Raw genomic sequence first — 25,958 nt, 5'->3', positions numbered from 1 at the left:
AGGAATGTGGTGCAGATCCGTCGTGCTACGCCGCCGATTCTGCGCGCCTTCCAGGACCCCGTGACACGGCGTTCGGAGAGTAAGGGGCAACTGAATGCACATGACCACCCCGATGGCCCGGCTCGACGTAGACCAAGCAGAAGCACGCATCGCATGGGTATCGAAAGCCCGATGCCGTGAAGTGGACCCCGATCAGTTGTTCGTCCGCGGCGCCGCCCAGCGCAAGGCCGCAGTCATCTGCCGGCACTGCCCGGTGATGCTGCAGTGCGGCGCCGACGCCCTCGACAACCGCGTCGAATTCGGCGTGTGGGGCGGAATGACCGAACGTCAGCGCCGGGCGCTGCTCAAGCAGCACCCCGAAGTCGACTCCTGGGCCGACTTCTTCGAAGCGCAGCGTCAGCACCAGAACGCCGTCTGACCGCGCACCCCCGAGACCCGCGAGGTTACGCCTCGCGGGTCATCTGATCGGCGACGGCGCGCAGCCCGTCGAGGTCCGAGACCTCGAACGGCAGCGACGGCACGCCGACGACCGGAACCCGCGGGTGCGCACTCGTGAACCGGGCCAGCAGCCGCAGCTCCCGCTTCGCCGTCACCGCCCGATGAGCATGGACCCGGAGCACGGCCTCGGCCGGCGCGCTCTCCTTCCGGCCCTGCTCCTCGAGCAGATCCGCCGCGGTCAGGGCGTGGTCGGCCGGCAGCGGGCACAGCGTGGGATGCGTGCGGTTGAGGATCAGACCCGCGAGCGGCATGCGGTCCTCGGAGAGCCGCTCGACGAAGAACGACGCCTCGCGCAGCGCATCCGGTTCTGCCGCGGCCACCACCATGAAGTGGGTGCCCGGCTGCTGCAGCAACTGGTACGTGCGGTTGGCCCGCTCCCGGAACCCGCCGAACATCGAATCGAGTGACTGCACGAAAGCCGAGGCATCCGAGAGCATCTGGCTGCCGACGATCGTGGAGACCGCCTTCAGGGCCAGGCCCATCGCGCCCGTGACCAGCCGCCCGAGCCCGCGGCCCGGCGCGGTGAACAACCGGATCATCCGGCCGTCCAGGAACGCCCCGAGCCGCTGCGGTGCATCGAGGAAGTCCAGCGCGTTCCGCGACGGCGGGGTGTCGACCACGATCAGATCCCACGTGTCGCTCGCCGCGAGCTGCCCGAGCTTCTCCATCGCCATGTACTCCTGCGTGCCGGAGAACGACGAGGCCACCGTCTGGTAGAAGGGGTTGTCGAGGATCTGCTGCGCCTTGTCCGGTGCCGAGTGCTCGAGCACCATGTCGTCGAAGGTGCGGCGCATGTTCAGCATCATCGCGTGCAGCTCGCCCTTCGCGTCCGGCCCCAGCTGCACGAGTTGCGGGCTGTTGTCGAGGGCCTGCACGCCCAGCGCCTGTGCCAGCCGCCGAGCCGGATCGATCGTCAGCACCACGACGTTGCGGCCCTGCTCGGCCGCACGCAGGGCCAGCGCCGCCGCGGTCGTCGTCTTGCCGACCCCGCCCGCGCCGGTGCACACGATGATGCGCGACGAGGGGTCGGCGAGGATGGATCGGACGTCGAGCGGGGGCGCGTGGTGCGCCCGCGGCGCGGTCACCGCACGCCCTGTTCACCGAGCTGCTCGGCGAGTTCGTACAGCCCGCCGAGATCCACGCCGTCCGCCAGCGCGGGCAGATGCATTCGTGCCACGTTCACCTCGTCGAGTTGGGCGGCGCTGACCTGCTGCGCCTGCAGGGTGGATGCGTACTCGATCGTCTCGGTCAGCAGACCCGCGAAGTCCTCGTCGCCGAGGGCGACCCCGGCGCGGTCGAGCCCCTCGCGTACCGCCTCCGCGTCGATCCGGCCGGCGGCGGCCTCGTCGACCATCTCCTCGGGCAGGAAGTCGGGGGCGGTGCGGTTGACGATCACCGTGCCCAGCCGCAGGTCCGCCGCGAGCAGCTCGGCCACCGCGTCGGCGGTCTCCTGGACCGGCAGCGCCTCGAGCAGCGTGACCAGGTGGACCATCGTCTCGTCGGAGTGCAGCAGCCGCACCACACCCTCGCTCTGCGACCGGATCGGACCCGACTTGGCAAGGTCGGCCATCGCCTTGGTCACGTCGAGGAAGCTGCCGATGCGTCCCGTCGGCGGGGAGTCCACCACGACCACGTCGTACACGGGTTCGCCGGTGCGGTCGGTACGCACCACGGTCTCCTTGATCTTGCCGGTGAGGATCACGTCCCGCAGGCCCGGCGCCAGCGTGGTCGCGAACTCGATCGCACCGATCCGGCGCATCGCCCGTCCCGCGAACCCGAGGTTGTAGAACATGTCCAGGTACTCGAGGAAGGCCGTCTCGATGTCGATGGCGAGGGCATACACGGCGCCGCCGCTGTCCGTCGTGGCGATCTTGGTCTCGACCGGCGGAAGCGGCGGCACGTCGAACAGCTGCGCGATGCCCTGCCGTCCCTCGACCTCTACGAGCAGCACCTTGCGGCCGCCCGCCGCCAGGGCCAGGGCCAGCGCCCCCGCGACGGTCGACTTACCGGTACCGCCCTTGCCCGAGACGAAGTGCAGCCGCGCCTGCGCGGCCTTCGCCGGCCAGACGTCGTGTTCAGCAGTCGTTGATGCCACGACGTCGAGCCTATAAGTCCGGTGCGCATATAGGGTCGAGACATGAGCGAATTGACAACGTGGGAGTACGCGACGGTGCCCCTGCTGACCCATGCCACGAAGCAGATCCTGGACACGTGGGGAGCCGACGGCTGGGAACTCGTGTCGGTGCTCCCGGGACCCACCGGCGAGCAGCACGTCGCCTACCTCAAGCGCCCGAAGGGCTGAGCCGCGTGGCAGCAGAGGATTCCGCGGGGCGGACCTGGACGGCGCGGCTCGCCGAACTGGGTCTGAGCCTGCCGCCGGTGGCGGCACCCGTCGCCGCCTACGTTCCCGCCGTCCGCACCGGTGACCACGTCTACACCTCGGGGCAGCTGCCGTTCGTCGACGGCACGCTCGGTCTCGTCGGCAAGGTGGGCGCCGACGTCTCGGCCGAGGCCGCCAAGTCCGCGGCGCGTATCGCCGCGCTCAACGCGCTGGCCGCGCTGGACGGCCTCGTCGGCATCGACAACCTCGTCCGCATCGTGAAGGTCGTGGGCTTCGTCGCCTCGGCGGAGGGCTTCACCGGCCAGCCGGGTGTGATCAACGGCGCGTCCGAACTCCTCGGTGAGGTGTTCGGGGAGGCGGGCGTGCACGCCCGCTCCGCCGTCGGCGTGGCCGAACTGCCGCTCGGCGCTCCCGTCGAGGTCGAGATCATCGCCGAGGTGCGCTGACGGGCGCGGGGTGAGCCGGATCTAGAGTGGGACGCACCCCACACCTTCCGACGGAGGAGGCCGGATCATGACGCTGGTTCACCCCGCGTACGCGCAGTTGCGACAGGTCACCGCCAATGCCGCGGTGGTGCTGGCGGAGAACCCGTCGATGATGACGCTCGACGGCACCAACACCTGGATCCTGCGGGCGCCCGGCAGCGACGAGTGCGTCGTGGTCGATCCGGGCCCGCTCGACGAGGCGCACCTCGCGCGCGTCGCCCGGGTGCCCGTGGCGCTGACCCTGGTCAGCCACCGGCACGGCGACCACACCGACGGCGCCGGACGGTTCGCCGAACTCACCGGCAGCGCGGTGCGGGCCGTGGACGCCCGGCACCGGCACGGCGGGGGAGCGGGCCTGGCCGACGGCGAGGTGATCGAGGCGGCCGGACTGCGTATCCGGGTACTCGCCACGCCGGGTCACACGGCGGACTCGCTGTCCTTCGTCGTCGAGGACGACCGCAGCGTGCTCACCGCCGACACCATCCTCGGTCGGGGCACCACCGTCCTCGACGACTCCGACGGCGACCTCGGGGACTACCTCGGGTCGCTGCGCCGGCTGATCGACCTCGGCGCCGGCTACACCGTTCTGCCCGGGCACGGACCGGACCTGCCCGACCTGGAGACCATCGCCCGCGGCTACCTCGACCATCGGGAGGCGCGGCTCGACCAGGTGCGGGCCGCGCTGCGGGTGCTGGGGGACGACGCCACGCCGCGGTCCGTCGTCGAGCACGTGTACGCCGACGTGGACCCGTCGCTGTGGCCGGTCGCGGAGAAGTCGGTCAACGTCCAGCTCGAGTACCTGCGCAGCTTCGCCTGACCTCCCGAACGATCGAGGCCGGTGCATCGACGATGCACCGGCCTCGATTCGTGGAACGGGTGTTACCGCGCGCGGCGGGCGAGGCGCTCCGAGTCGGAGATGAGCACGCTCTTGCCCTCGAGCCGCAGCCAGCCGCGGTGGGCGAAGTCGGCGAGCGCCTTGTTCACGGTTTCGCGGGAGGCGCCGACGAGCTGTGCGATCTCCTCCTGGGTCAGGTCGTGCGTGACGCGCAGCGCGCCCGCCTCCTGGGTGCCGAACCGCTGCGCGAGCTGCAGCAGAGCCTTCGCGACGCGACCGGGCACGTCGGTGAAGATCAGGTCGGCCAGGTTGTTGTTGGTGCGGCGCAGACGGCGCGCGAGCACGCGCAACAGCTGCTCCGCGATCTCCGGGCGCTGGTCGATCCAGGCCTTGAGGGCGTCGCGGTCCATGCTCACGGCGCGGACCTCGGTCACGGTCGTGGCGGTGGAGGTACGCGGGCCCGGGTCGAAGATCGACAGCTCACCGAACATGTCGGACGGGCCCATGATGGTCAGCAGGTTCTCGCGGCCGTCCGGCGAGCGGCGGCCGAGCTTCACCTTGCCGGAGACGATGATGTACAGGCGGTCGCCCGGCTCACCCTCGTTGAAGATGACATGTCCGCGGGGGAAATCGACCGGCTGAAGCTCTTTGACCAGCGCCGCAACCGCCGAGGGTTCGACTCCTTGGAAGATGCCTGCTCTGGCCAGGACGTCGTCCACGTGCGCTCCTTTGGGGAATATTCTCGTCGTCATGCTGCCGGGTCTGCACGACGTCCACGGGCGCCCGGACAGGCCACCTGCAACGCGTACGGAAACGAAGTCTACTGTGCGCGCACTCGGCATGAGTGATTGACACCACGACAGCTGCCGTGCCGTTCCTGCAGCAACGCCCACGCATCCTACCGATGCGTCCCGAAATCAGCTCGCGCGGCGCGCTCCCATGTCGGACTCCGCATCGTCGAGCTCCATGACGAGGACCCGCCGCCGACGGCGGTGGAACCGGGCGAGAGCGTGGGGGAATCCCTCCCTGGCCAGGGTGGCGACGTCGTCGTGGCTCGCCTTGTCGAGGAACTCCTCGACCTCCTGCTGGCGAACGGACAGACGGCTCAGCCGGGACTCGACCCGCTCCATCGCCAATGCGAACAGCATGAGCAGCACGGGGAAGAGTACGACAGCAAGAGCTTGCATACCGGGAAGTAAACACAAGAAAGGTCTCAGAAGCGACACAGCGCCGAATCCGCGACCGGCCGGGTACGTACAGTGGAGCAGGTGCATGCGACCCCGTCCGAGAGTCCCGACGTGCGCCGACGACGCGTGTCCGGAGGCGAGCGGAAACCCGAGAGCAGGCTCGCCCTGGTGCGGCGGGCCCGCCGCATGAACCGGCGGCTCGCCGAGGCGTTCCCCCACGTGTACTGCGAACTCGACTTCACCACGCCGCTCGAGCTGGCGGTCGCCACGATCCTGTCCGCGCAGTGCACCGACGTGCGGGTCAACCAGGTCACCCCGGCCCTGTTCGCCCGCTACCCGGACGCCCGCGCCTACGCGGAGGCCGACCGGGCCGAGCTCGAGGAGTACATCCGGCCCACCGGTTTCTACCGCAACAAGGCCAACTCCCTGATCGGCCTCGGACAGGCCCTGCTCGAGCGGTTCGACGGCGAGGTACCGCGCCGCCTCGAGGATCTCGTCACACTTCCCGGATTCGGCCGCAAGACCGCCAACGTGGTCCTCGGCAACGCGTTCGACATCCCCGGCATCACCGTCGACACCCACTTCCAGCGTCTCGTGCACCGCTGGAAGTGGACCGAGGAAACCGACCCCGTCAAGATCGAACACGCCGTCGGCGCGCTCGTCGACCGCAAGGAATGGACCCTGCTCTCGCACCGGGTGATCTTCCACGGCCGGCGCGTCTGCCACGCCCGCAAACCCGCCTGCGGCATCTGCGTGCTGGCCAAGGACTGCCCGTCCTACGGCATCGGACCCACCGACCCCGTGACCGCCGCCGCGCTGGTGAAGGGACCGGAGACCGAGCACCTGCTCGAACTGGCCGGACGGTGACCCGGTGCAACTGACCCGCGCAGGCCGCTGGAGCCTGGTGGCCCTCGTCGTCGTGGTGGCCCTGATCGTCGCGATCTGGCCCCGCGACGCCGACGACCCGGCGCCGGCCGCCGACGGTGGTCGCCCGACCGCGGCGCCGGTGGACCGCCGCGCCCAGGACACCCCCGAATCCCTCGCGCCGCTGCGTGCCGCGGCGGCGCTCGAGCCCTGCCCGGCCCCGGCCGGGAACGGGGCCGGGCCCCTCGCGGGGTTGCGGTTCGAGTGCCTCGGCGACGGCAGCAGCGTCGATCTGGCCGCCGCGCTCGCGGGCCGGCCCGCGCTGGTGAACCTGTGGGCCTGGTGGTGCGGGCCGTGCGCCGAGGAACTGCCCTACCTGCAGGAGTACGCGCAGCGTGCCGGTGACGCGGTTGCGGTCGTCACCGTCCACACCGACCCCAACGAGGCCAACGCCCTGTCCCGGCTCGCCGAGTACGCCGTACGGCTGCCGGGGGTGCAGGACGGGTCCGCGCGCGTGCAGGCAGCGGTGCAGTCGCCACCCGTGCTGCCGGTGACGGTGCTGATTCGGCCCGACGGTTCCGTCGCGAAGGTGCTGCCTCAGCCGTTCCGCAGCGCCGACGACGTCGCCGCAGCCGTGGAGAACCACCTGGGGGTGAAGGTATGACGCCGTACTGGCTGCGCCGCGTGTCCACCGTGGCGCCGAGCGATCCGCACCAGGTCAACCCGGTGCTCGACCGCCGCGCACCGAACGGGTTCACCGTCCGTCCGGCGGCCGTGCTCGTGCTGTTCGGTGGCTCGTCCGAACCCGATCCCCTCGCGCGGGGCGGTCTGCCCGCCGACGCGGATGTCCTGCTCACCCAGCGGGCGCCGACGATGCGTCAGCACAGCGGGCAGGTCGCCTTCCCGGGTGGCGCCGCCGACCCGGAGGACGACGGCCCGATCGCGACCGCGCTGCGCGAGGCGCAGGAGGAGACGGGCCTCGACCCCGCCGGCGTCCGTCCGCTGACGGTGCTGCCCGAGATCTTCATCCCACCGTCGGGGTTCGACGTCACCCCGGTGGTCGCCTTCTGGGAGAAGCCCACCCCCATCGGGGTGGTCGATCCCCGCGAGGCCGTCCGGGTGGTGCGGGTCTCTCTGCACGACCTGCTCGATCCGGACAACCGCTTCCAGATCCGGCACGAGCGCGGCTACCAGGGACCGGCTTTCCTCGTGGACGACATGCTCGTGTGGGGGTTCACGGCGGGGATCCTGGCGGGCCTGTTCGCGGTGTCGGGCTGGGAGATCGAGTGGGACCACACCGACATCCGTGACTTCGAGGTCACGCTCGCCGAGCTCGAGACAGGGGTGGTCGAACCGTGACACCGTCCGGATGGATCGACGTGCTCATCCTGCTGGTCGTGCTCGTGGCCGCGTCGTCGGGCCTGCGACAGGGCGCGGTGGCGTCTGCGCTGGCGTTCCTCGGCGTGGTGCTCGGCGCGGTCGCCGGCATCCTCATCGCCCCGCACGTGCTCGTGCACGTCGAGGAGGGACGGATGCGGATCCTCGCCGGGATTGCGCTCATCGTCGTGCTCGTCATCATCGGCGAGGTCGCGGGCATGGTGCTCGGCCGGGCGGCACGGAGCAACATGCACAGCCCCGTCGCGCGGGGCGTCGACAGCGTGGTCGGGGCCGGTCTGCAGGCCGTGGCGGTGCTGGTCGCGGCGTGGCTGCTCGCGATTCCGCTCACCGCGTCGTCGCAACCGGAGATCTCGGCCGCCGTACGCGGCTCCCGGGTGCTGGCCACGGTCGACGTGCTGGCCCCGGACTGGCTGCGCGGCGTCCCCAAGGAGTTCTCGGCGCTGCTCGACACCTCGGGCCTGCCGGAGGTGATCGGGCCGTTCGGCCGCACGCCCATCACCGAGGTGGAGCCGCCGGACCCGAGCGTGCTCGCCAGTCCCGTCGCGCTCGACCTGCACCCGAGTGTGCTGCGCATCAACGGCGTCGCGCCGAGCTGCCAGCGTGCGCTCGAGGGATCCGGGTTCGTCGTCGCGCCCGAACGCGTCATGACCAACGCGCACGTCGTCGCCGGCACGTCGGCGGTGTCGGTGGAGACGCTCGGTGGGGCGCTCGACGCCGAGGTCGTGCTCTTCGATCCCGCCGTCGACGTCGCGATCCTCTCGGTACCGGGACTCGACGTGGCGCCGCTCGCGTTCGCGCCCGCGCCCGCCGATTCGGGTCAGGACGCCCTCGTCCTCGGATATCCCGGCGGGGGCCCGTACACGGCGAGCGCCGCACGGATCCGGGAGACGCTCGACCTGCAGGGGCCGGACATCTACCGCTCCGGCACCGTCGAACGGGAGGTGTACACCGTCCGCGGTTCGATCCGTCAGGGCAACTCCGGCGGGCCGCTCGTCGACGATCAGGGCCGGGTGCTCGGCGTCGTGTTCGGCGCGGCCGTGGACAACAGCGATACCGGGTTCGTGCTGACCGCGGCGGAGGTGAGCAGTCAGCTGGAGCTGGCCGACGATTCCTTCGCGGCGGTGGCGACGGGTACGTGCATCGCCTGAGCCGGGGCGTCCCTACAGTCCGGCGGCGAAGTCGAGCAGCGCGGCGGTCACGTCGTCGGCGCATTCCTGGTGGGCGTAGTGCCCGGCGTCGTCGATCATGAGCAGTTTCCGGCCCGGAGCGTGGCGGACGCACCGGCGCACGGTCGCCGGCAGCACGTACGGGTCCAGCGTGCCGTGCAGTTGCAGGACCGGCAGGGTCAGCGTCTTGTCCATTGCGGCCATGAACCGGCGTCCGTCCGGCCGCCATTGGCTGCGGAACGCCCAGCGCTGGTACTCGAGCGTGCAGTGCGCGGTGCCGGGAATCCGGATGGCCGACCGCATCCGCTCCGCGACCTCCCGGAATTCGTCCGACTGCTGCCACCGCGCACCGGAACGGGCCTGCAGCAGTCGTTCGATCTCCCACCCGTCGTCGCGCACGAGCTTGCGTTCGGGCCGCCACGGCACCTGGTAGGCGAGGAACGTGGGCAGCAGCGCCGACCGCTGCGCGCGGTCGTGCAGCGCCGCGTCCCGCAGCGAGATCGGGTGCGGCGAGTCCACGAGGGCGATCGCCCGGACGAGCCGCGGGTGCAGCACGGCCGTCGCCCAGCACACCAGGCCTCCGTCGGCGTGTCCGATCAGCGTCGCCTCGGAGCAGCCGAGGGCGCGGATGAGACCGGCGACGTCGCCCGACAGGGTCCAGCCGTCGTAGCCGCGCGGCGGCTTGTCGGAGTCGCCGTAGCCGCGCAGGTCCACGGCGACGGCGCGGTATCCGGCGTCCGCGAAGGCGGTGAGCTGGTGGCGCCACGACCACCACAGGTCGGCGAACCCGTGCAGGAACAGCGCCAGCGGCGCGTCGGGGCCGGACGGGCCGGCCTCGACGGCGTGCAGGCGGATGCCGTTGGCGTGGATGTCGCGGTGCGTCCACGGCCCGGGGTACCGGACCGTGGACGGATCGGGGAGGGACACGGTGCCCTGCATGTGGAGGGTCAGCGCGCGTGCCGGGGGCCCGGTGCCGGCTCCGCGTCGTGCTGCTGTGGCAGGACGGTACGGGCCTGCCTGAGCGAGTCGATGGTCTTCTCCGGGGCGCGCAGCTTGCGCACCCGCAGGTAGCCGATCAGGGCGAAGATCGCCGTGACCACGACCATGATGAGGAAGACGATCAGGAACGCCAGCCAGCGGGGCGTCCAGATGTCGATCAGTTCGGCGAGGAAGAAGAAGAAGAAGAACGAGCTGAACACCAGGACCGCGAAGGCCAGGATGAAGAACAGGCTGCCCTGCAGGCCCTTCTTCACCTCCCCGGTGACCTCGGCCTTGGCGAGTTCGACCTCGGCGCGGAACAGCGTCGAGACCTGTGCCGTGGCATCGCGGACCAGGTCTCCGATGCTCGCTTCCTGAGGAGTGCGGGCGCGCACCTCGGTCAGCGGAATAGACGAGATGCTCGTCGGTACCCCGTCACCCTGCTTCCGGTTCCCGTTCGTCACGCTCAATTGTCGACCCCTCCAGTTGGTTCGTATTGACTACGGTGGGCTCGCCCACGCCGTAACAGTAGCGTCGATCCCAGCACCGAGGCGATCAGTGACGTGACGAGGACGGACGCCTTCGCGATCTCCGCGGGCGCCCCGCCGTCGATACCGGCGAGCGAGAGGTCGGCGATGAGCAGGCTCACGGTGAATCCGATGCCGCCGAGCACGGCGAGTGCCAGCAGGTCCTGCCACGCCAGCCCGGTCGGCCTGGTGGCCACGCCCACGCGGATCGCGAGCCAGGACGCGCCGAAGATGCCGACGGTCTTGCCGATCAGCAGGCCCAGCAGGACGGACAGGCCCACCGGGCTGGTGAACACGTCACCGAGGACCTCACCGTTGATGGGGACGCCGGAGGCGAACAGCGCGAACAGGGGCACACACAGGCCGGCGGACCAGGGCTGGATGTCGTGGGCGAGCCGTTCGGCCGGTGCCTGCCGCTCGCCCGGGTCGGTGCGGACGCGGGTGAGCAGGCCCAGTACGACGCCCGCGATGGTGGCGTGGATGCCGGCCTCATGCATGCCGTACCAGGTGAGCAGCGCCAGTGGGACATACAGCCACGAGGTCGTGATCCGCTTGTGCTGGGCGTACCAGTAGGCGGCGGCGCACGCGACGGTCCCGAGCAGCCACAGTGCCGCGATGGACGTGGTGAACAGGACGGCGATCAATGCGATGCCGATGAGGTCGTCGACGACGGCGAGGCTGAGCAGGAATACGCGCGCACCGGTGGGGATGCGGGAACCGGTGAGGGCGAGGACTCCGAGTGCGAAAGCGATGTCGGTGGCGACGGGGATCGCCCAGCCGCGGTCCATGCCCGGGCTGCCCCACCCGACCGCGGCGGCGATGAGCGCCGGGAGCAGCACGCCGCCGCACGCGGCGATGACCGGCAGCAGGGCTCTCTTACGGTCCGCCAGTTCACCGACGACCAGCTCGCGTTTGAGCTCGAGTCCGGCGACGAAGAAGAACACGGCGAGCAGGCCGTCCTGCGCCCAGGTGCCGACGGTGAGGTTCAGGTGCAGTGATTCCGGCCCGAGGGGGAAGTCGCGCAGCGCCTCGTAGGCGGGTCCGAGCGGGGAATTGACCCACAGCACGGCCACGGCGGCGGCGACCAGGAGGATCGCGCCACCGACGGTCTCGGTACGCAGGTACCGGGTGAGTTCCGAGCGCAGTGGCTGGTTCACGAAGGCCTTTCGATTCGCGAATTCGGGGTACGCGGGGAGCGCCGCCGAACGGGCGTCCCGGCGTATCCCGGCACGAATCGTAGCCGTCGCCGACCCGGACGACCGATGTCCGATTTGATTCGCTCGGGAAAGGAAGTGTTCACTTTCCTAGCAACTGGGATCGATTCCCATCATGTGATTCTCTGGAGCTGGTTTCGTGAGCACTTCCCTCGACAACACCGCCGGCCGGGACGGATCGCTGGTCGCGGGAGTACCGCGCAGCCGCATCATCGTCGCGAGCACCGTCGGCACCTCGATCGAGTTCTACGACTTCTACATCTATGCGACCGCCGCCGTGTCGGTGTTCCCGCACCTGTTCTTCCCGAAGGGCAACGGCACCACCGCCCTGCTCGCCTCGCTCGCGACGTTCGGTCTCGCGTTCGTCGCCCGGCCGGTCGGCTCGATCCTGTTCGGCCACTTCGGGGACCGCATCGGCCGCAAGGCCACCCTCGTCGGCTCGCTGCTGACGATGGGCATCGCGACGTTCCTCATCGGAATCCTGCCGACGTACCACCAGGTGGGACTGCTGGCCCCCGCACTGCTCGCACTGATGCGCTTCTGCCAGGGCCTCGGCCTCGGCGGCGAATGGAGCGGCGCGGCGCTGCTGGCCACCGAGACCGCCGAGAAGGGCAAGCGGGCCTGGGCCGCCATGTGGCCCCAGTTGGGCGCGCCGATCGGATTCTTCCTGGCCAACGGCCTGTTCCTGATCATCACGCTGTTCCTGAACCACGACAACGCCGACCCCGACCTGGGCAGCGCGTTCCTGACGTGGGGCTGGCGGATCCCGTTCCTGCTCAGCGCCGTGATGGTGATCATCGGCCTCTACGTGCGGCTCAAGCTGGAGGAGACCCCGGTGTTCGCCCAGGCCGTCGCCGAGGGCAAGAAGGTCAAGACGCCACTGGCCGAGGTGTTCAGGACGAGCTGGCGTCAGCTGATCATCGGCACGTTCGTGATGCTCGCGACGTACACCCTCTTCTACATCATGACGACCTGGGTGCTCAGCCACGGCACCGGCAAGACCCCCGCCCAGGGCGGCACCGGCGCCGGCTTCCAGTACTCGGACTTCCTGGTGCTCCAACTCGTCGCCGTGCTGTTCTTCGCGGCCGCGATCCCGGTGTCCGGTCGTCTCGCCGATCGCCACGGCCGCCGCATCACGCTGCTGGTCATCACCGGAACCATCATGGTGTTCGGCCTGACCTTCGGGATCCTGCTCGCCCCGGAGGGCATGAGCGAACCGCGCATGCTCCTGTTCCTGATCATCGGCATGATCCTCATGGGCTTCACCTTCGGCCCCATGAGCGCGGTGCTGCCCGAACTGTTCCCGACCAACGTGCGCTACACCGGTTCGGGCATCGCCTACAACGTCTCGAGCATCCTCGGCGCGGCCGTCGCCCCGTTCATCGCGACGTGGCTCGCCACCACCTACGGCGTCGGCTGGGTGGGTGTGTACCTGCTGGTGGCCGCCGCGCTGACCTTCGTCGCGCTGCTCGTGATGCACGAGACCAAGGACCGCCACCTCGAGGAGGTGTAGGGCCGCTTCGCGGCCGGTGCGTCCTTCGGGCGGCTACGACAACCCGAAGGACGCACCGGCAGCTCCGCTGCCTACTTGCCCTGGGCGCGGATCGCCTCGAAGACCTTCGGGTCGACCAGGGTGGAGGTGTCGCCGAGCTCGCGGCCCTCGGCGACGTCGCGCAGCAGGCGGCGCATGATCTTGCCGGAGCGGGTCTTGGGCAGTTCCGGCACGATCGAGATCTGCCGGGGCTTGGCGATCGGGGAGATCTCGGTGGAGACCTGGTTGCGCAGCTCGGTGATGAGCTGATCGCCGGTGTTGGTCACGCCCTCGCGCAGGATGACGAACGCGACGATGCCCTGGCCGGTGGTCTCGTCGGCGGCACCGACGACGGCGGCCTCGGCGACGGCCGGGTGCCCGACGAGCGCGGATTCGACCTCCGAGGTCGAGATCCGGTGTCCGGAGACGTTCATGACGTCGTCGACGCGGCCGAGGACCCACAGGGCCCCGTCCTCGTCGTAGCGGGCGCCGTCGCCGGCGAAGTACCAGCCCTCCTCGGCGTACCGGGACCAGTAGGTGTCCTTGTAGCGGTCCATGTCGCCCCAGATGCCGCGCAGCATCGACGGCCACGGCTGATCGAGCACCAGGTAGCCGTTGCCGCCGGCCCCCAGCGGCACGGCGTTGTCGTCGACGATCTTGGCGGAGATCCCGGGCAACGGCGCCATCGCCGAGCCCGGCTTGGTGGCGGTGATCCCCGGCAGCGGGGAGATCATGATCGCGCCGGTCTCGGTCTGCCACCAGGTGTCGACGATCGGGGCCTGGCCGGCGCCGATGACCTCCCGGAACCAGCGCCACGCCTCGGGGTTGATCGGCTCGCCGACCGAGCCCAGCAGCCGGATCGAGGACAGGTCGTGCGCGTCGGGGATGTCCCGGCCCCACTTCATGAAGGTGCGGATCAGGGTCGGGGCGGTGTAGTAGATGCTCACCCCGTACTTTTCGATGATCTCGAAGTGCCGGTGCTCGTTCGGCGAGTTCGGGGTGCCCTCGTAGACGACCTGGGTCGCGCCGTTGCTCAGCGGCCCGTACACGATGTAGCTGTGCCCGGTGACCCAGCCGATGTCGGCGGTGCACCAGTACACGTCGCGGCCGGGCTTGTGGTCGAACACGTAGTGGTGGGTGTAGGAGGCCTGCGTCAGGTAGCCCCCGGAGGTGTGGATGATGCCCTTGGGCTTACCGGTGGTGCCCGAGGTGTAGAGGATGAACAGCGGGTGCTCGGCGTCGAACGGCTGCGCCTCGTGCTCGGCGGAGGCCTTGTCGACCGTCTCGTGCCACCACAGATCGCGTCCCTCGGTCCAGTCGACGTCGATGCCGGTGCGCTTGACCACCAGCACGTGCTGCACCGACGCCGCATCGGCGACAGCTTCGTCGGCGGCCGGCTTGAGCGGGGCGGCCTGACCGCGGCGCCACTGCCCGTCGACGGTGACGACGAGTTTGGCCTGCGCGTCGTCGATGCGCGAGCGCAGCGCGTGCGAGGAGAACCCGGCGAAGACCACCGAGTGGGTCAGGCCGAGGCGGGCGCAAGCCAGCATCGCCACGATCGCCTCGGGGATCATCGGCATGTAGATCGCGACCCGGTCGCCGGCGACCAGGCCCAGGTCGGTGAAGGTGTTCGCCGCCTTGCACACCTCGGCGAGCAGATCGTTGTAGGTCAGCGCGCGCGAATCGCCGGGCTCGCCCTCGAAGTGGATGGCGACGCGGTCGCCGTTGCCGGCGAGGACATGCCGGTCGACGCAGTTGTAGGCGACGTTGAGCTGCCCGCCGACGAACCACTTCGCCACCGGCGCGTCGGACCAGTCCAGCACCTCGGACCACTCGGTGGCCCAGTCCAGCCGCTGCGCCTGCGTCGCCCAGAATCCGAGCCGGTCGGCGTCTGCGGCGGCCTGCAACTCGGGACCGGCGTTGGCGGTGGCGACGAACTCGGGGCTCGGTGGGTACACCTGCTGTTCGTGGTCCTGCGCTGCGCTCGTCATGGTTGCGGGGCCTCTTTCCGGTCGGTCCAAACAGTTCGGGCACCTGTGAGGGTAGTCACCTGTGACCGACATCGCACCGTTGCATCCGGCTGCAACCTGGTCACTTTCGACAATCGGTCGGTCCCGCGCGACGGGCGGTCGGCCTCCGCGGCCAGTGGAACCGCGGGCGCGGGTGGTCGGCAACAGCCGGTACCGTCGGATGCCGTGACCGACCCCTTGCAGCCCCTGCTCGACCTGCCCGGAGTGCGCGATGCCGCGGACCGGGCGCGCGATGCCCTCGCCGAGGTGCACCGGCACAGAACCAACCGGCGCGGCTGGCCGAACACCGCCGCCGAGGCGTCGGTTCGGGCGGCCCGGGCCTCCGCCGCGCTCGACGGCGGATCGATGGAGCTGCCGCCGCCGGGGGAGGCGGGTGATCCGATCCTGGCCGGTGCGCTGCGGGTGGCGCAGGCGCTCGACGGCGACGGCCTGGCCGTCATGGTGTCCACCTGGCAGCGCGCGCCCCTGCAGGCCCTTGCGCGCCTGCACCTGCTCGCGGCGGCCGACCTCGTCGACGAGTCGGAGGCGCTGGGCCGGCCTCGCACGGAACCGGGCGTGGGGGAGCGCCTCGACGCGCTCGCCCAGTTGGTGACCGGAGGCACCCGGGCGCCGGCGCCGGTGCTGGCCGCGGTGGTGCACGGTGAGCTGGCGGTGCTGCGCCCGTTCGGTGTCGCCGACGGCGTGATCGCCCGGGCGGCGTCCCGCCTCGTGTCGGTCGCGAGCGGGCTGGACGTGCACAATCTCGGTGTTCCCGAGGTGAGCTGGATGCGTCGCGCCCAGGCCTACCGCGACGGGCTCGCGGGCTTCGAGTCGGGCACCGCGGAGGGCGTCGGGGGTTGGATCGTCTTCTGCTGCGGCGGGCTGGAAGCGGGCGCGCGCGAGGCGACATCGATCGCGGACGCCTTCGCCGGAGGATGATCCGGAGCGTGAATCGTCAAGCGTGTCACCGATTTTCATGCAGGTGACCACATGTAAGCGGGCGACGTCGCCGAATGACTTCGGTGGCGTCGCCCGCCGGCACGGACTGCCGAGTTACCAAGCGTGCTGCATGGGTTGTGTGTCACTGGCCTCGGCGAGGGTTCGGATATCGCTGGTTCGTCCTCGCAACGGGTGCGGGGTGTTCGCCTTCGAAGACCCGAATCTCGCAAGCCCACAACACTTTTGCCCTTATAGTGGCATCGGCTCCGCGTGGGTGCTCGGTGTCCGTGCTGGGAATTCCGGTCGGGAGATCGAACCTTCTCTTCCGATTCGCTCTTGGCCTTCCGTCCTTCCGTAACTCCTTTCTACTCCCGGTCTCCGAGGGGGGCAAGTCCCATTTTCGGGACCGTCACCCGCGCGCCGCGAACCCCGGCCGGTGCCGCCGGCGCAGCGCGAGGTACGTCGCCGCGCCCGCCGCCACCGCGCCCGCCGTGATCGCGGCCGTCGCGGCGACGGCGGCCGGCGGCGTCGCGGTGAGACGATGCAGGAGCGGCACAGGACGCGTGAAAGTAAGTATCGGCCAACCATTTTCGAGGGATTCTCGACGCAGCACCCGATCCGGGTTCACCGCGCGCGGATGGCCCACGGCCCGCAGCATCGGAATGTCCGTCGACGAGTCGGAGTACGCGTAGCAACGTGCGAGATCGTAACCGTACTGCAGCGCCAGTGCCTGTATCGCCTCCGCCTTGGCCTCGCCGTAGCAGTAGAACTCCAGCTCTCCGGCGTAGCGGCCCTCCTCGATCCGCATCCGGCTGGCGGTGCTGTGCGTCGCCCCCAGTGCCGCCGCGATGGGAGTGACCACCTCCTCCCCGGACGCGGACACGATGATCACGTCGTGCCCGCGGAGCTTGTGGTCCGCGATGAGATCGGCGGCCTCGGCGAAGACCAGAGGATCCACGATATCGTGCAGCGTCTCGGCGACGATCGACTTGATCTGCTCGACATCCCAGCCCGTGCACATCGCCGCGATGTGGGCCCGCATGCGCTCCACCTGATCGTGGTCGGCCCCGGACAGCATGAACAGGAACTGGGCATAGCTGCTCTTCAGCACCGCCCGCCGGTTGAGGAGTCCCTGGGCGAAGAACGGCTTGCTGAAGGCGAGTGCGCTGGACTTCGCGATGACGGTCTTGTCGAGGTCGAAGAAGGCGGCGATTCGGCCGGACTGGGTCGGGGCCACGGTCGCGTCGGTCACGGCACCACAATAGGTGTGACTGCTCCTTCCCGGTACGCCCTGCGCTCCGGCCGGTCGTCCGGCCCCTCCACCTGCGCAAAACGCGCGACGGTCGAACCTGCACACTGCGTGAAATGCGCGACGGTTGAACTTGCAAATATCGGGTCGGGGCGTAGTATCGACGACACCTGGACATAGTCCAGGGGGTGTTCAGCCCGACCCCCCGGGGCTGAACATGACGACCCTCGCCTCCTCCCCCCCTGGCGAGGGTCGTCCTCTGTTCCGGGACCTTTCGGAGCCCGGCGCGTTCATCCACAGGCAGCGCGTTCATCCACAGATTCGCCGGTTCCCCCGGCAGCTGCTTCCGGGGCGCCCAGCCACCGCGCAAGCTGGGCGCCATGACCGATGTCCTGGCCCTCGTCGACGATCCCGCGCTGATGGCGAGCCTGCGTCGCGTGGCGGCCGCCTCCGACCGCACCGTCGGTGAGACGGCGACGACACCGTCGCGCAGAACCTGGCTCGACGCCGGACTCGTCGTGATCGACCGCACCGCGGCCCTGGCATGCGCGCAGCAGCTCCCCCGGCGGGGCGGAATCGTCCTGGTCACCGCCGGCGGCGCCGACCTCCCCGATTGGCAGGCGGCCACCGCGGTCGGCGCCGAACACGTGGTGGGGCTGCCCGACGACGAGGTCGAACTGCTCACCGTGCTCGGCACGGCCGCCGAGCCCGACGCGGGCGGCGGCCACGTCGTCGCTGTCCTCGGCGGCTGCGGCGGCGCCGGCGCGTCCACGTTCGCAGCCGCCCTGGCATGGACGGTCGCCGCCTTCCGGCGCAGTGCGGGAGCCCTCCTCGTCGACGGCGACCCCCTGGGCGGGGGACTGGACGTCCTCACCGGAATCGAGGACCGGCCGGGTGTCCGCTGGCCCGGTCTCACCGTCGATCGTGGCCGGCTCTCCGCCCGGACCCTGCGCGATGCGGTGCCCGAATGGCTGCCGGGACTCGGCGTGCTGTCCGCAGATCGCGAGTCCGCCGCAGAGCCGGCGCCCGCCGCGGTCACCGCCGTGCTCGACACCGTCCGCCGCTCCGGCGACCTGGTGGTGTGCGACGTGCCCCGCAGCCGCGGGCCCGCCGCCGAGGCGATGGTGGCCGCCGCCGACCTGACCGTGCTGGTGGTGCCCGCCCGCGTCCGCGCCGCCCTCGCCGCGGGGCGGGTCGCCGGCTGGGTCGCCGAACAGAACACCAATCAGGGCATCGTCGTGCGCGGCCCGGCCCCCGGCGGGTTGCGCGGCCGGGACGTTGCCGACGTGGTGGGGCTGCCGCTGATCACCACGATGCGCGCGCAGCCCGGGCTCGCCGCGGCGCTCGAACGCGGCGGACTGCGGCTCGGACGGCGCTCTCCACTCGTCCACGCCGCCGAGTCCGTTCTCGACGTGCTGACCGGACCCGAACCGGGCTCGCGGTGGGCGGCATGAGCGCCGTCCTCACGGCCGAGCTGCTCGACCGGGTCCGCGAACGGCTCGCGACCGAGGCCGGCGAACCCACGCCGGACCGTGTCGCCGCCGCGCTGCGTGCGGAGTCCGGCGGGGTTCTCGGCGACTTCGACCTGCTCACGGCCCTGCGGCACCTGCAGACCGAGCTCTCCGGCGCCGGCCCGCTCGAAGCGCTGCTCGCCGAGCCCGGCGTCACCGACGTCCTCGTCACCGCCCCGGACCGGGTCTGGGTCGACCGCGGCGCCGGGCTGCGGCTCGCTCCCGTCGCCTTCCCCGACGAGGCGTCGGTGCGGCGACTCGCCCAGCGCCTCGCGCTGTTCGCCGGACGGCGCCTCGACGACGCGCAGCCGTGGGTCGACGGCCGGCTGCCCGGGCACGGCGATTTCGGGGTGCGCCTGCACGCCGTCCTCGCACCCGTCGCGCAGGGCGGCACCTGCCTGTCGCTGCGCGTGCTGCGGCCCGCCACCCAGGGGCTCGACGCGCTGCGTGATCGCGGCGCCGTCGATCCGCACGCCTATCGGCTGCTGCGACGGATCGTCGCCGCCCGGCTCGCCTTCCTCGTCGTCGGGGGCACCGGGGCAGGCAAGACCACCCTGCTCGCGGCACTGCTCGGCACGGTGGACCCGGGCGAGCGGATCGTGTGCGTCGAGGACGCCGCCGAGCTCGCTCCCGCCCATCCCCACGTCGTGCGGCTCGTCGCCCGGGCCGCCAACGTCGAAGGCGTCGGTGAGGTCGCGGTGCGCGACCTCGTGCGGCAGGCGCTGCGGATGCGGCCCGACCGCATCGTCGTGGGCGAGGTGCGCGGCGCCGAGGTCGTCGATCTTCTGACGGCACTGAACACCGGTCACGACGGCGGCGCGGGCACGGTGCACGCCAACTCGCCGGACGAGGTGCCGGCGCGGCTCGAAGCGCTCGCCGCACTCGGCGGCCTGGACCGGGCCGCCCTGCACAGCCAGCTCGTCGCGGCGGTGCAGGTGGTTCTGCACGTGCACCGCACCCCCGACGGGACCCGCCGGCTGACGGAGATCGGTGTCGTGCAGCGGGACACCGTGTCGGGTGTCGTCGTCGCGCCCGCGTGGACCCACGAGCGCGGCACGGAGGCCGGCATGGACCGACTCGAAGAGCTGTTCCGCCGACGGGAACCGCGGTGACCGCGGCGGCCCTGTGCCTGGCCGCGGCCGTGCTGGTGGCGCCGGGTGCGGTCGCCACGCCGCGGCTGCGGGCACTGCGCACGACGGTCGCCGCCGGACGGTCGTGGCGGCCGCCGCAGGAGGTGACGGTCGGGCTGTGCGTCCTCCCGGCGCTGCTGCTCGGCGTCGCGCCCGCCGTCGCGGCGGCGGTCGTCGCCGGCACCGCCGTGCGACGGCTGCGGCGACGGCGCCGGGACCGCGCACTCGACGCCGAGCAGCGGACCCTGCTCGCCGGCTCGAAAACGTTGTCGCCGAGCTCGAGGTGGGCACCCATCCGGCCGAGGCGTGCGCGACGGCGGCGCGGGGAGACGACCGGGCCGACTGCCGACGCCTTCCGCGTCGCGGCGGCGCGGGTCCGGCTCGGCGGCAGCGCGGCCGACGGCCTGCGCGCCGCGGCCCGCGCGCCGGGACAGTCGGGGCTCGCCGCGTCGCTCGAGCGGCTCGCCGCGGCCTGGGAGGTGTCGGACCGGCACGGGCTGGCGCTGGCGCAACTCCTCACGGCCGCGCGCTCGGATCTGTCCGGCCGCATGCGGCTGCGCTCGCGCACCGAGGCGGGACTGGCGGGGGCCCGCGCGACGGCGACGGTGCTCGCGGCCCTTCCGGCGCTCGGTGTGGCGCTGGGGCAGATGATGGGGGCCGCGCCGGTGACGGTGCTGCTCGGCGACGGTCTCGGTGGTGTGTTGCTGGTGGTGGGCACCGTGCTGGCGTGCGCCGGGCTGCTGTGGACCGATCGGATCGCGACGCGGGTGGCATCGTGACGGCGTCGCTGGTGTGCCTTGCCGTGGCGCTCGTGATCCTGCCGGACCTGCAGGCGCGACGGTTGCAGGCCCTCGCCGCCGGGGCTGCGACGTCCGGCGGAGCGGCCGACTCCGGCGGTGCGCCGGACGACCCCCATGCCGTGCCCGCCGCGTTCGACCTGATGGCCGCCTGCCTGCGTGCCGGCCTGCCGACGGCGACGGCGGCCCGGGCGGTCGCCGACTCGGCGCCGCCGGCCCTCGCACGGGCCCTGCGTCGGGGCGCGGACCGGCTCGAGCTCGGGGCCGCCCCGACGGACGCGTGGAGCGGTCTCGGGGACGCGACCTCGGACGGCTCCGGCGCCGAGACGGAGGCGCTGGAGGCCTTCGCCCGCGCGGCGCGGCGATCGGCGCGGTCCGGTGCCCCGCTGTCGGGCATCGTCGCCGAGGTGGCGGAGCGGCAGCGCGAACAGGCGGAGGACCGGGCGGCTGCGGCCGTCGAGCGTGCCGGGGTCCTGGTCAGCGGCCCGCTCGGGCTGTGCTTCCTGCCGGCGTTCGTGTGCCTGGGCATCGTGCCCGTCGTGATCGGGCTCGCGGGACGCGTGCTCGGCGACGGGCTGTTGTGAGACGTCGGCGCGGACGGTCCGCGCCGAAGGAGGGGAGGAACCATGGTAGGCAACGTGATTCGGGCGGCGGCGCAGCGGCTGAGCGGTGCCGTCGCGGCGGAGGACGGCATGTCCACCGCGGAGTACGCGATCGGCACGATCGCCGCGGCGGCGTTCGGTGCCGTGCTGTACACGGTGGTCACCGGCGACAACATCGTCACCGCGCTCACCGGCATCGTCGAGCGCGCGCTGAACACGGCGGTGTGAGCGGGGACGACGGCGGGGTGACCGTCGAGGCGGCGATCGCCCTCACCACGCTGGTGAGTGTTCTCGTGCTGTGTCTCGGTGCGGTGCTGTGTGTTTCGAATCAGCTCCGGTGTCAGGACGCGGCGCGGGAGGCCGCCCGGCTCGCGGCTCGCGGCGACGGGGTGCGAGCGGTGGAGGTGGCGGCGCGGGTCGCTCCGGAGGGCGCACGGATCTCCGTGCGCCCCGACGGTGACCTCGTCGTGGCGACGGTGACGGCGGACGGTCCGCTGCTGCCGATGGTGACGCTCACGGCGGAGGCGGTATCCGTGCTCGAACCGGAAGTGGCGCAGTGACATTCGGGGACGACCGGGGTAGTGCGAGCGTGCTGGGGTGTTTCGTCGCGGTCGCGCTGATCGTGGTCACCGGGCTGCTCGTGCAGACGGGTGCGGGGGTCGCGACGCGGCACCGGGCACAGGCGGCGGCCGACCTGGCGGCCCTGGCGGTGGCCGGTGCGCTCGATCGCGGATCGGACACCGCATGCTCGGAGGCGGACCGGATCGCGGCGCGGATGCGGGTGCAGGTGCGCTCGTGCACCGTCGACGGCTGGGACGCCGTCGTCGAGGTCGGGGCCGAGGTGTCGCTGCCGGCTGGGCGGCAGGCCCGGGCGATCGCGCGGGCGGGGCCGGCCGGGTGAGACGCGAGGTCAGGCGAGGGTGTCGAGCACCGCGCCCAGCAACGCGACCGCGCCGGCCTTGTCGAGCGGGTCGTTGCCGTTGCCGCACTTGGGGGAGTACACGCATGACGGGCAACCGGCGACGCATTCGCAGGCCGTCACGGCCGCGCGGGTTGCACCGAGCCACTCGGCGATGCGCGCGTACCCGCGGTCGGCGAAACCGGCGCCCCCGGGATGCCCGTCGTAGACGAAGACGGTGGGCAGCCCGGTGTCCGGGTGCACCGCGGTGGACACGCCGCCGATGTCCCAGCGGTCGCACGTCGCCACGAGCGGCAGCAGGCCGATGGCGGCGTGCTCGGCGGCGTGCAGCGCGCCGGGTACCCGTTCCGGTCCGATCCCGCACCGGTCGAGCAGTTCGGGGGTGACGGTGTACATCACCGCGCGCGTCGGCAGGCACTGGGACGGCATGTCGAGGTCGGTGCTGTCGAGCACCTCGCCGGACGGCAGCCGTCGCAGGTACGAGACCACCTGGTGGGTCACCTCGACCTCGACGAGGCCTACGGTCACCGGCCCGAGCGAGCGCTCCTCCGCCACGGCGGTCACGACGATGTCGGTGATCTCCCGCGCGGAGGTGGACCATTCGGGGTCCTCGGCGTGCACGAGCGCGATTCCGTCGTCGAGGTGCAACTCGTCGACGACGAACGACTCGCCGCGGTGCAGGTACACCGCTCCCGGATGCACGGTCGCCGGTGCGCGACCGCCGTCGACGGTGCCGAGCATCCGTCCGGTGTCCGACTCGACGATGGCGATCTGGGTGCCGATGCCGCCGCGGATGTCGATGTCGGAGTGGGGACGGGTGTCCGGGGTGACGAACCAGCCGTGCGGGCGCCGCCGGATCGCTCCCTGCGCGGCCAGGGCGGCGAGCACGTCGGCCGCACCGAACTCCTCGACCTCGGCGTCGGTGAGCGGCAGCTCGAGTGCGGCGCACAGCAGTTGCGGGCCGAGCACGTACGGATTGGTGGGATCGGTGACCGTCGCCTCGACGGGCTTGTCGAGCAGCGCCGCCGGATGGTGCACGAGGTAGGTGTCGAGCGGATCGTCGCGGGCGACGAGCACGACCAGCGATCCCGCACCGCGGCGCCCGGCCCGGCCGGCCTGCTGCCAGAACGACGCGACGGTGCCCGGGAATCCGGCGACGACGACGGCGTCCAGGCCGGCGATGTCCATGCCGAGTTCCAGGGCGTTGGTGCTGGCGGCACCGAGCAGCCGGCCGTCCGCCAGGGCCGCCTCGAGCTCGCGGCGCTCCTCGGCGAGGTAGCCGGCGCGGTAGGCGGCGACCCGATCGACGAGCTCGGGGGCGGCCTCGGCGAGCAGCCGCCGCGCACCGAGCGCGGTGAGTTCGGCACCGCGCCGGGACCGCACGAAGGCGAGGGTGCGGGCACCCTCGACGACGAGGTCGGCGAGGATGCGGGCGGCCTCGGTTCCGGCGGCGCGGCGCACGGGGGCACCGTTCTCGCCGGTCACCTGCTCGAGCAGCGGCGGCTCCCACAACGCGACGGTGCGAGGTCCGTGCGGGGAGCCGTCCTCGGTCACCTCCCGGCAGGGCGCGCCGACGAGCCGGGACGCCGCGGCGCCGGGGTCGGCGGTCGTGGCGGAGGCGAGGACGAAGACCGGCCGGGCGCCGTAGCGCGCGGCGATCCGCCGCAGCCGGCGCAGCACCAGGGCCACGTTGGAGCCGAAGACGCCGCGATAGGAGTGACACTCGTCGACCACCACGTAGCGCAGCCGGCGGAAGAACCGGGACCAGCGGGCGTGCCCGGGCAGCATCGACATGTGCAGCATGTCGGGGTTGGTGAAGATCCACCGTGAGTGGCTGCGCGCCCACTGCCGCAGTTCGGTGGAGGTGTCGCCGTCGTAGGCGCACGCGTGCACGTGACCGAGTTCGGGCTCGGCGGCGGTCACCTCGGTGACGGCGCGCAACTGGTCCGCGCAGAGCGCCTTCGTGGGGGAGAGGTACAGCGCGGTGGCGTGCGGGTCCTCGGCGAGGGCGGTGAGCACGGGTAGCTGGTAGGCGAGGGACTTGCCCGAGGCGGTGCCGGTGGAGACGACGACGTGCTCCCCGCCGGCGGCGAGGTCGGCGGCCTCTGTCTGGTGGCTCCACGGCCGGGGCACGCCGGTAGCGCGCAGAGCCCGGACGACGGCGTCGGACGCCCAGTCCGGCCAGTCGGTGTGGCGAACGTCGCGGGCGGGCAGGTCCGCGCTGTGGGTGAGGGGATGTTCCGAGGCCGGCGTGCCGGCAAGCACCCGTTCGAGCAGTTCGTGGCCGAAGCTCGACGGCCCGTCGCCGACGGGACGGCGGTGCGGCGAGCTGGTCACACTGGGTACTCCGGAGGATGCGGTCGGGATGGGTAACCAGCGTAGTAGGCCATCGCTCCCGGCGTTCGGTCGGTGTCCGGTCGCGCGCGGGGTAACATCGACGTAACCGTACCGGCGAGTAATCCTGCCGTCGGCATATACAAGATCAAATTTTCGGGCGAATTGTGCGCCCGCCTACTGTTGTCTGCGCCCGGAACGTGGTTCACTGACATCGGTCGCAGCTTCTGTGTTCGGTGACTTGAGAAAGTGCACGGCTCGCAGGATCGATGGTTGCGAGCGCGGTGCTTTGCTCTTCCTGTGGGGGGATCAAGAAGTACAGCGGTCGGAACCGGCCCGGCGGCTCGCTCGCCCGCGAACCGCCGCATCCGGTGTTAGAAAGAGAAGGAAAAGCATGGCACAGGGCACTGTGAAGTGGTTCAACGCGGAGAAGGGCTTCGGCTTCATCGCTCCCGAGGACGGCTCCGCCGACGTTTTCGTCCACTACTCGGAGATCCAGGGCAGCGGCTTCCGCACCCTGGAGGAGAACCAGCGCGTGGAGTTCGAGGTCGGCCAGGGCACCAAGGGCCCGCAGGCCACCGGCGTTCGCGCGCTCTGATCGTCGACGCTCCTGCCGGAGCCTGACGTGACTCGGTCCGCAGGGACCGAATCCTCGATCGTCCCCCGTCACCATCGGTGAGGGGGGACGATCTGTTTCTGCGGCAGGTAGCGGAGGAAGGGCGGGTGAGTGAGCCAACTGTCGTTCTTCGGGGCCGAGGAGATGCCCCCGGACCCGACCGACCTCGGCGGCCTGCTGGCCGCGCACGGCCACGCGGTGGTCTCCGGTGACGGCGCACGGATCTCCGTGGTCGTGGACGAGCCGTGGCGGGCGGAGGCGATCGCGGAGCTGATGGCGCAGGCCGCGCTGTCCCCGGAGGTCACCCGGACGGACGAGGGACACCCCCTGGTGCGCACCGCCGCCCTACCGGAACTCGTCCCGGTGGCGGCCGCATGGACACGGGGTGCGGTGAAGGCGGTGCCGGCGGGATGGGTGCCGGGCTCGCGAGCTCTGCGGGCGTGGGTGCTCGCGGCCGGCCGCGCCGAGGCCGAGGGCGAGCGCTACGTGCTGGGGCTGGATCCGCATGCCCCGGACACCCACCCGGTGCTGGCCCAGTCGCTGATGCGCGCCGGGATCGCGCCGACGCTGATCGGCACGCGCGGCGCCGCACCGGGCCTGCGGGTGTCCGGGCGACGCAGGTTGATGCGTCTCGTCGAGAACATCGGGGCGCCGCCGGACGACCCCCGCGCGCGGCAGATCTGGCCGCGCGTGCGGTAGGCGCCGCATCACAGGTGACAGGCCTTCCGTCGCAGGTGTGCGACCCTGTGTATGGCCGCGTCCGGGGAACGGGTCGGTATACATGTCGGGGAGAAGCACGACATGTCAGCGAACAGGGAAGGTGCGGGC

At 71.6% G+C, this 25,958-nt stretch carries 28 protein-coding genes and 1 pseudogene; 19 read left to right on the top strand and 10 right to left on the bottom strand.

Going from position 1 to position 25,958, the window contains the following annotated elements:
* Window positions 1-94 precede the first annotated feature (94 nt).
* Entirely contained in the window at window positions 95-418 is a 324-nt protein-coding gene (locus tag A4U64_RS21620; RefSeq protein WP_026137870.1) for a WhiB family transcriptional regulator, read from the top strand.
* Window positions 419-443: 25 nt separating this feature from the next.
* Here the strand turns inward: A4U64_RS21620 and A4U64_RS21615 are convergent, their stop codons facing one another.
* Window positions 444-1,583, bottom strand: coding sequence for an ArsA family ATPase (locus A4U64_RS21615; protein WP_029547210.1), 1,140 nt, complete (start codon window positions 1,581-1,583; stop codon window positions 444-446).
* Window positions 1,580-2,593, bottom strand: a complete 1,014-nt coding sequence (locus tag A4U64_RS21610; protein WP_029547211.1) for an ArsA-related P-loop ATPase — start codon at window positions 2,591-2,593, stop codon at window positions 1,580-1,582. The genes A4U64_RS21615 and A4U64_RS21610 overlap by 4 nt, the downstream gene beginning before the upstream one ends.
* Before the next feature lie 42 nt (window positions 2,594-2,635).
* Here A4U64_RS21610 and A4U64_RS28300 point away from each other — a divergent pair, with 42 nt between their 5' ends.
* The 3 genes from A4U64_RS28300 (at window position 2,636) to A4U64_RS21600 (ending at window position 4,141) form a co-directional block, all read left to right on the top strand.
* Window positions 2,636-2,800 carry a DUF4177 domain-containing protein gene (locus A4U64_RS28300; RefSeq protein ID WP_006945567.1) on the top strand — a complete coding sequence of 55 codons (165 nt, stop codon included), beginning with the start codon at window positions 2,636-2,638 and terminating at the stop codon, window positions 2,798-2,800.
* A 5-nt stretch (window positions 2,801-2,805) separates the two neighbouring features.
* On the top strand, window positions 2,806-3,285 hold the full coding sequence (locus A4U64_RS21605) for a RidA family protein (RefSeq protein ID WP_006945565.1): 480 nt from the start codon (window positions 2,806-2,808) through the stop codon (window positions 3,283-3,285).
* Window positions 3,286-3,352: 67 nt separating this feature from the next.
* Window positions 3,353-4,141, top strand: coding sequence for an MBL fold metallo-hydrolase (locus A4U64_RS21600; RefSeq protein WP_029547212.1), 789 nt, complete (start codon window positions 3,353-3,355; stop codon window positions 4,139-4,141).
* A gap of 62 nt (window positions 4,142-4,203) precedes the next feature.
* On the opposite strand, the gene A4U64_RS21595 is transcribed toward A4U64_RS21600, so the two are convergent.
* Both A4U64_RS21595 and A4U64_RS21590 read right to left on the bottom strand, forming a co-directional pair.
* Complete coding sequence (locus A4U64_RS21595; protein WP_003935274.1) at window positions 4,204-4,878, bottom strand: Crp/Fnr family transcriptional regulator; 675 nt, start codon at window positions 4,876-4,878, stop codon at window positions 4,204-4,206.
* A gap of 198 nt (window positions 4,879-5,076) precedes the next feature.
* Window positions 5,077-5,346 (bottom strand): hypothetical protein, encoded by a 270-nt coding sequence (locus tag A4U64_RS21590; RefSeq protein WP_029547213.1) that lies wholly within the window; start codon window positions 5,344-5,346, stop codon window positions 5,077-5,079.
* A 72-nt stretch (window positions 5,347-5,418) separates the two neighbouring features.
* Here A4U64_RS21590 and nth point away from each other — a divergent pair, with 72 nt between their 5' ends.
* Genes nth through A4U64_RS21570 form a run of 4 tightly spaced genes read left to right on the top strand, consistent with a single transcriptional unit; the run spans window position 5,419 to window position 8,756 of the window.
* The gene (gene nth, locus A4U64_RS21585; RefSeq protein WP_037201375.1) at window positions 5,419-6,213 is read left to right on the top strand and encodes an endonuclease III; all 795 of its coding nucleotides are present in this window, start codon (window positions 5,419-5,421) and stop codon (window positions 6,211-6,213) included.
* Between the two features lie 37 nt (window positions 6,214-6,250).
* Window positions 6,251-6,874 (top strand): TlpA family protein disulfide reductase, encoded by a 624-nt coding sequence (locus A4U64_RS21580; protein ID WP_006945557.1) that lies wholly within the window; start codon window positions 6,251-6,253, stop codon window positions 6,872-6,874.
* On the top strand, window positions 6,871-7,569 hold the full coding sequence (locus tag A4U64_RS21575; protein WP_006945556.1) for an NUDIX hydrolase: 699 nt from the start codon (window positions 6,871-6,873) through the stop codon (window positions 7,567-7,569). Before A4U64_RS21580 ends, A4U64_RS21575 begins: the two co-directional genes overlap by 4 nt.
* A complete protein-coding gene (locus A4U64_RS21570) occupies window positions 7,566-8,756 on the top strand; it encodes a MarP family serine protease (protein ID WP_006945555.1) in 1,191 nt (396 codons plus the stop codon). Before A4U64_RS21575 ends, A4U64_RS21570 begins: the two co-directional genes overlap by 4 nt.
* A gap of 12 nt (window positions 8,757-8,768) precedes the next feature.
* On the opposite strand, the gene A4U64_RS21565 is transcribed toward A4U64_RS21570, so the two are convergent.
* From A4U64_RS21565 to nhaA, 3 genes are read right to left on the bottom strand one after another with little or no spacing between them, the layout of a single operon-like run.
* Complete coding sequence (locus A4U64_RS21565) at window positions 8,769-9,713, bottom strand: alpha/beta fold hydrolase (RefSeq protein WP_006945554.1); 945 nt, start codon at window positions 9,711-9,713, stop codon at window positions 8,769-8,771.
* Window positions 9,714-9,721: 8 nt separating this feature from the next.
* On the bottom strand, window positions 9,722-10,222 hold the full coding sequence (locus A4U64_RS21560; RefSeq protein WP_006945547.1) for a phage holin family protein: 501 nt from the start codon (window positions 10,220-10,222) through the stop codon (window positions 9,722-9,724).
* On the bottom strand, window positions 10,219-11,436 hold the full coding sequence (nhaA, locus tag A4U64_RS21555) for a Na+/H+ antiporter NhaA (RefSeq protein ID WP_029547217.1): 1,218 nt from the start codon (window positions 11,434-11,436) through the stop codon (window positions 10,219-10,221). Before nhaA ends, A4U64_RS21560 begins: the two co-directional genes overlap by 4 nt.
* Window positions 11,437-11,632: 196 nt before the next feature.
* Here nhaA and A4U64_RS21550 point away from each other — a divergent pair, with 196 nt between their 5' ends.
* Window positions 11,633-13,006 (top strand): MFS transporter, encoded by a 1,374-nt coding sequence (locus A4U64_RS21550; protein ID WP_006945544.1) that lies wholly within the window; start codon window positions 11,633-11,635, stop codon window positions 13,004-13,006.
* Window positions 13,007-13,077: 71 nt separating this feature from the next.
* On the opposite strand, the gene acs is transcribed toward A4U64_RS21550, so the two are convergent.
* A complete protein-coding gene (gene acs / locus A4U64_RS21545) occupies window positions 13,078-15,015 on the bottom strand; it encodes an acetate--CoA ligase (RefSeq protein ID WP_029547218.1) in 1,938 nt (645 codons plus the stop codon).
* A 204-nt stretch (window positions 15,016-15,219) separates the two neighbouring features.
* On the opposite strand from acs, the gene A4U64_RS21540 reads away from it, so the two are divergent.
* Window positions 15,220-15,972 carry a hypothetical protein gene (locus tag A4U64_RS21540; protein WP_029547219.1) on the top strand — a complete coding sequence of 251 codons (753 nt, stop codon included), beginning with the start codon at window positions 15,220-15,222 and terminating at the stop codon, window positions 15,970-15,972.
* A 409-nt stretch (window positions 15,973-16,381) separates the two neighbouring features.
* Here the strand turns inward: A4U64_RS21540 and A4U64_RS21535 are convergent, their stop codons facing one another.
* Entirely contained in the window at window positions 16,382-17,224 is an 843-nt protein-coding gene (locus tag A4U64_RS21535; protein WP_006941337.1) for an HAD-IB family hydrolase, read from the bottom strand.
* A 377-nt stretch (window positions 17,225-17,601) separates the two neighbouring features.
* Between A4U64_RS21535 and ssd the strand changes: the two genes are divergently transcribed.
* The 7 genes and pseudogenes from ssd (at window position 17,602) to A4U64_RS21500 (ending at window position 22,162) form a co-directional block, all read left to right on the top strand.
* The gene (gene ssd, locus A4U64_RS21530) at window positions 17,602-18,675 is read left to right on the top strand and encodes a septum site-determining protein Ssd (protein WP_050034519.1); all 1,074 of its coding nucleotides are present in this window, start codon (window positions 17,602-17,604) and stop codon (window positions 18,673-18,675) included.
* Window positions 18,672-19,844, top strand: coding sequence for a TadA family conjugal transfer-associated ATPase (locus tag A4U64_RS21525; RefSeq protein WP_050036261.1), 1,173 nt, complete (start codon window positions 18,672-18,674; stop codon window positions 19,842-19,844). Before ssd ends, A4U64_RS21525 begins: the two co-directional genes overlap by 4 nt.
* A pseudogene (locus tag A4U64_RS21520) lies at window positions 19,841-20,641 on the top strand (type II secretion system F family protein). The gene A4U64_RS21525 and the pseudogene A4U64_RS21520 overlap by 4 nt, the downstream one beginning before the upstream one ends.
* The gene (locus A4U64_RS21515; protein WP_050034520.1) at window positions 20,605-21,243 is read left to right on the top strand and encodes a type II secretion system F family protein; all 639 of its coding nucleotides are present in this window, start codon (window positions 20,605-20,607) and stop codon (window positions 21,241-21,243) included. Before A4U64_RS21520 ends, A4U64_RS21515 begins: the two are co-directional and overlap by 37 nt.
* Window positions 21,244-21,285: 42 nt before the next feature.
* A complete protein-coding gene (locus A4U64_RS21510) occupies window positions 21,286-21,489 on the top strand; it encodes a DUF4244 domain-containing protein (RefSeq protein WP_006941350.1) in 204 nt (67 codons plus the stop codon).
* A gap of 17 nt (window positions 21,490-21,506) precedes the next feature.
* A complete protein-coding gene (locus A4U64_RS21505; RefSeq protein ID WP_006941351.1) occupies window positions 21,507-21,821 on the top strand; it encodes a TadE family type IV pilus minor pilin in 315 nt (104 codons plus the stop codon).
* Window positions 21,818-22,162, top strand: a complete 345-nt coding sequence (locus A4U64_RS21500; protein ID WP_044476208.1) for an Rv3654c family TadE-like protein — start codon at window positions 21,818-21,820, stop codon at window positions 22,160-22,162. The genes A4U64_RS21505 and A4U64_RS21500 overlap by 4 nt, the downstream gene beginning before the upstream one ends.
* Window positions 22,163-22,171: 9 nt before the next feature.
* On the opposite strand, the gene A4U64_RS21495 is transcribed toward A4U64_RS21500, so the two are convergent.
* Window positions 22,172-24,517, bottom strand: coding sequence for a DEAD/DEAH box helicase (locus tag A4U64_RS21495; protein ID WP_050034521.1), 2,346 nt, complete (start codon window positions 24,515-24,517; stop codon window positions 22,172-22,174).
* Between the two features lie 391 nt (window positions 24,518-24,908).
* On the opposite strand from A4U64_RS21495, the gene A4U64_RS21490 reads away from it, so the two are divergent.
* Both A4U64_RS21490 and A4U64_RS21485 read left to right on the top strand, forming a co-directional pair.
* Window positions 24,909-25,112 carry a cold-shock protein gene (locus A4U64_RS21490; protein ID WP_003935252.1) on the top strand — a complete coding sequence of 68 codons (204 nt, stop codon included), beginning with the start codon at window positions 24,909-24,911 and terminating at the stop codon, window positions 25,110-25,112.
* A 129-nt stretch (window positions 25,113-25,241) separates the two neighbouring features.
* A complete protein-coding gene (locus tag A4U64_RS21485) occupies window positions 25,242-25,829 on the top strand; it encodes a hypothetical protein (RefSeq protein ID WP_006941359.1) in 588 nt (195 codons plus the stop codon).
* Window positions 25,830-25,958: the final 129 nt, after the last annotated feature.

The sequence above is a fragment of the Rhodococcus sp. WB1 genome (genome assembly GCF_001700945.1).
GTDB classification, from domain to species: domain Bacteria; phylum Actinomycetota; class Actinomycetes; order Mycobacteriales; family Mycobacteriaceae; genus Rhodococcus; species Rhodococcus aetherivorans.
This window is presented reverse-complemented; position numbering and strand designations above follow the sequence as displayed.

Excerpts from the sequence above, each read along its gene's own strand:
- A4U64_RS21620 (WP_026137870.1), top strand. The coding sequence starts at position 95 with ATGCACATGACCACCCCGATGGCCCGGCTCGACGTAGACCAAGCAGAA.
- A4U64_RS28300 (WP_006945567.1), top strand. The coding sequence starts at position 2,636 with ATGAGCGAATTGACAACGTGGGAGTACGCGACGGTGCCCCTGCTGACC.
- A4U64_RS21600 (WP_029547212.1), top strand. The coding sequence starts at position 3,353 with ATGACGCTGGTTCACCCCGCGTACGCGCAGTTGCGACAGGTCACCGCC.
- A4U64_RS21590 (WP_029547213.1), bottom strand. The coding sequence starts at position 5,346 with ATGCAAGCTCTTGCTGTCGTACTCTTCCCCGTGCTGCTCATGCTGTTC.
- A4U64_RS21575 (WP_006945556.1), top strand. The coding sequence starts at position 6,871 with ATGACGCCGTACTGGCTGCGCCGCGTGTCCACCGTGGCGCCGAGCGAT.
- A4U64_RS21565 (WP_006945554.1), bottom strand. The coding sequence starts at position 9,713 with ATGCAGGGCACCGTGTCCCTCCCCGATCCGTCCACGGTCCGGTACCCC.
- acs (WP_029547218.1), bottom strand. The coding sequence starts at position 15,015 with ATGACGAGCGCAGCGCAGGACCACGAACAGCAGGTGTACCCACCGAGC.
- ssd (WP_050034519.1), top strand. The coding sequence starts at position 17,602 with ATGACCGATGTCCTGGCCCTCGTCGACGATCCCGCGCTGATGGCGAGC.
- A4U64_RS21525 (WP_050036261.1), top strand. The coding sequence starts at position 18,672 with ATGAGCGCCGTCCTCACGGCCGAGCTGCTCGACCGGGTCCGCGAACGG.
- A4U64_RS21510 (WP_006941350.1), top strand. The coding sequence starts at position 21,286 with ATGGTAGGCAACGTGATTCGGGCGGCGGCGCAGCGGCTGAGCGGTGCC.
- A4U64_RS21490 (WP_003935252.1), top strand. The coding sequence starts at position 24,909 with ATGGCACAGGGCACTGTGAAGTGGTTCAACGCGGAGAAGGGCTTCGGC.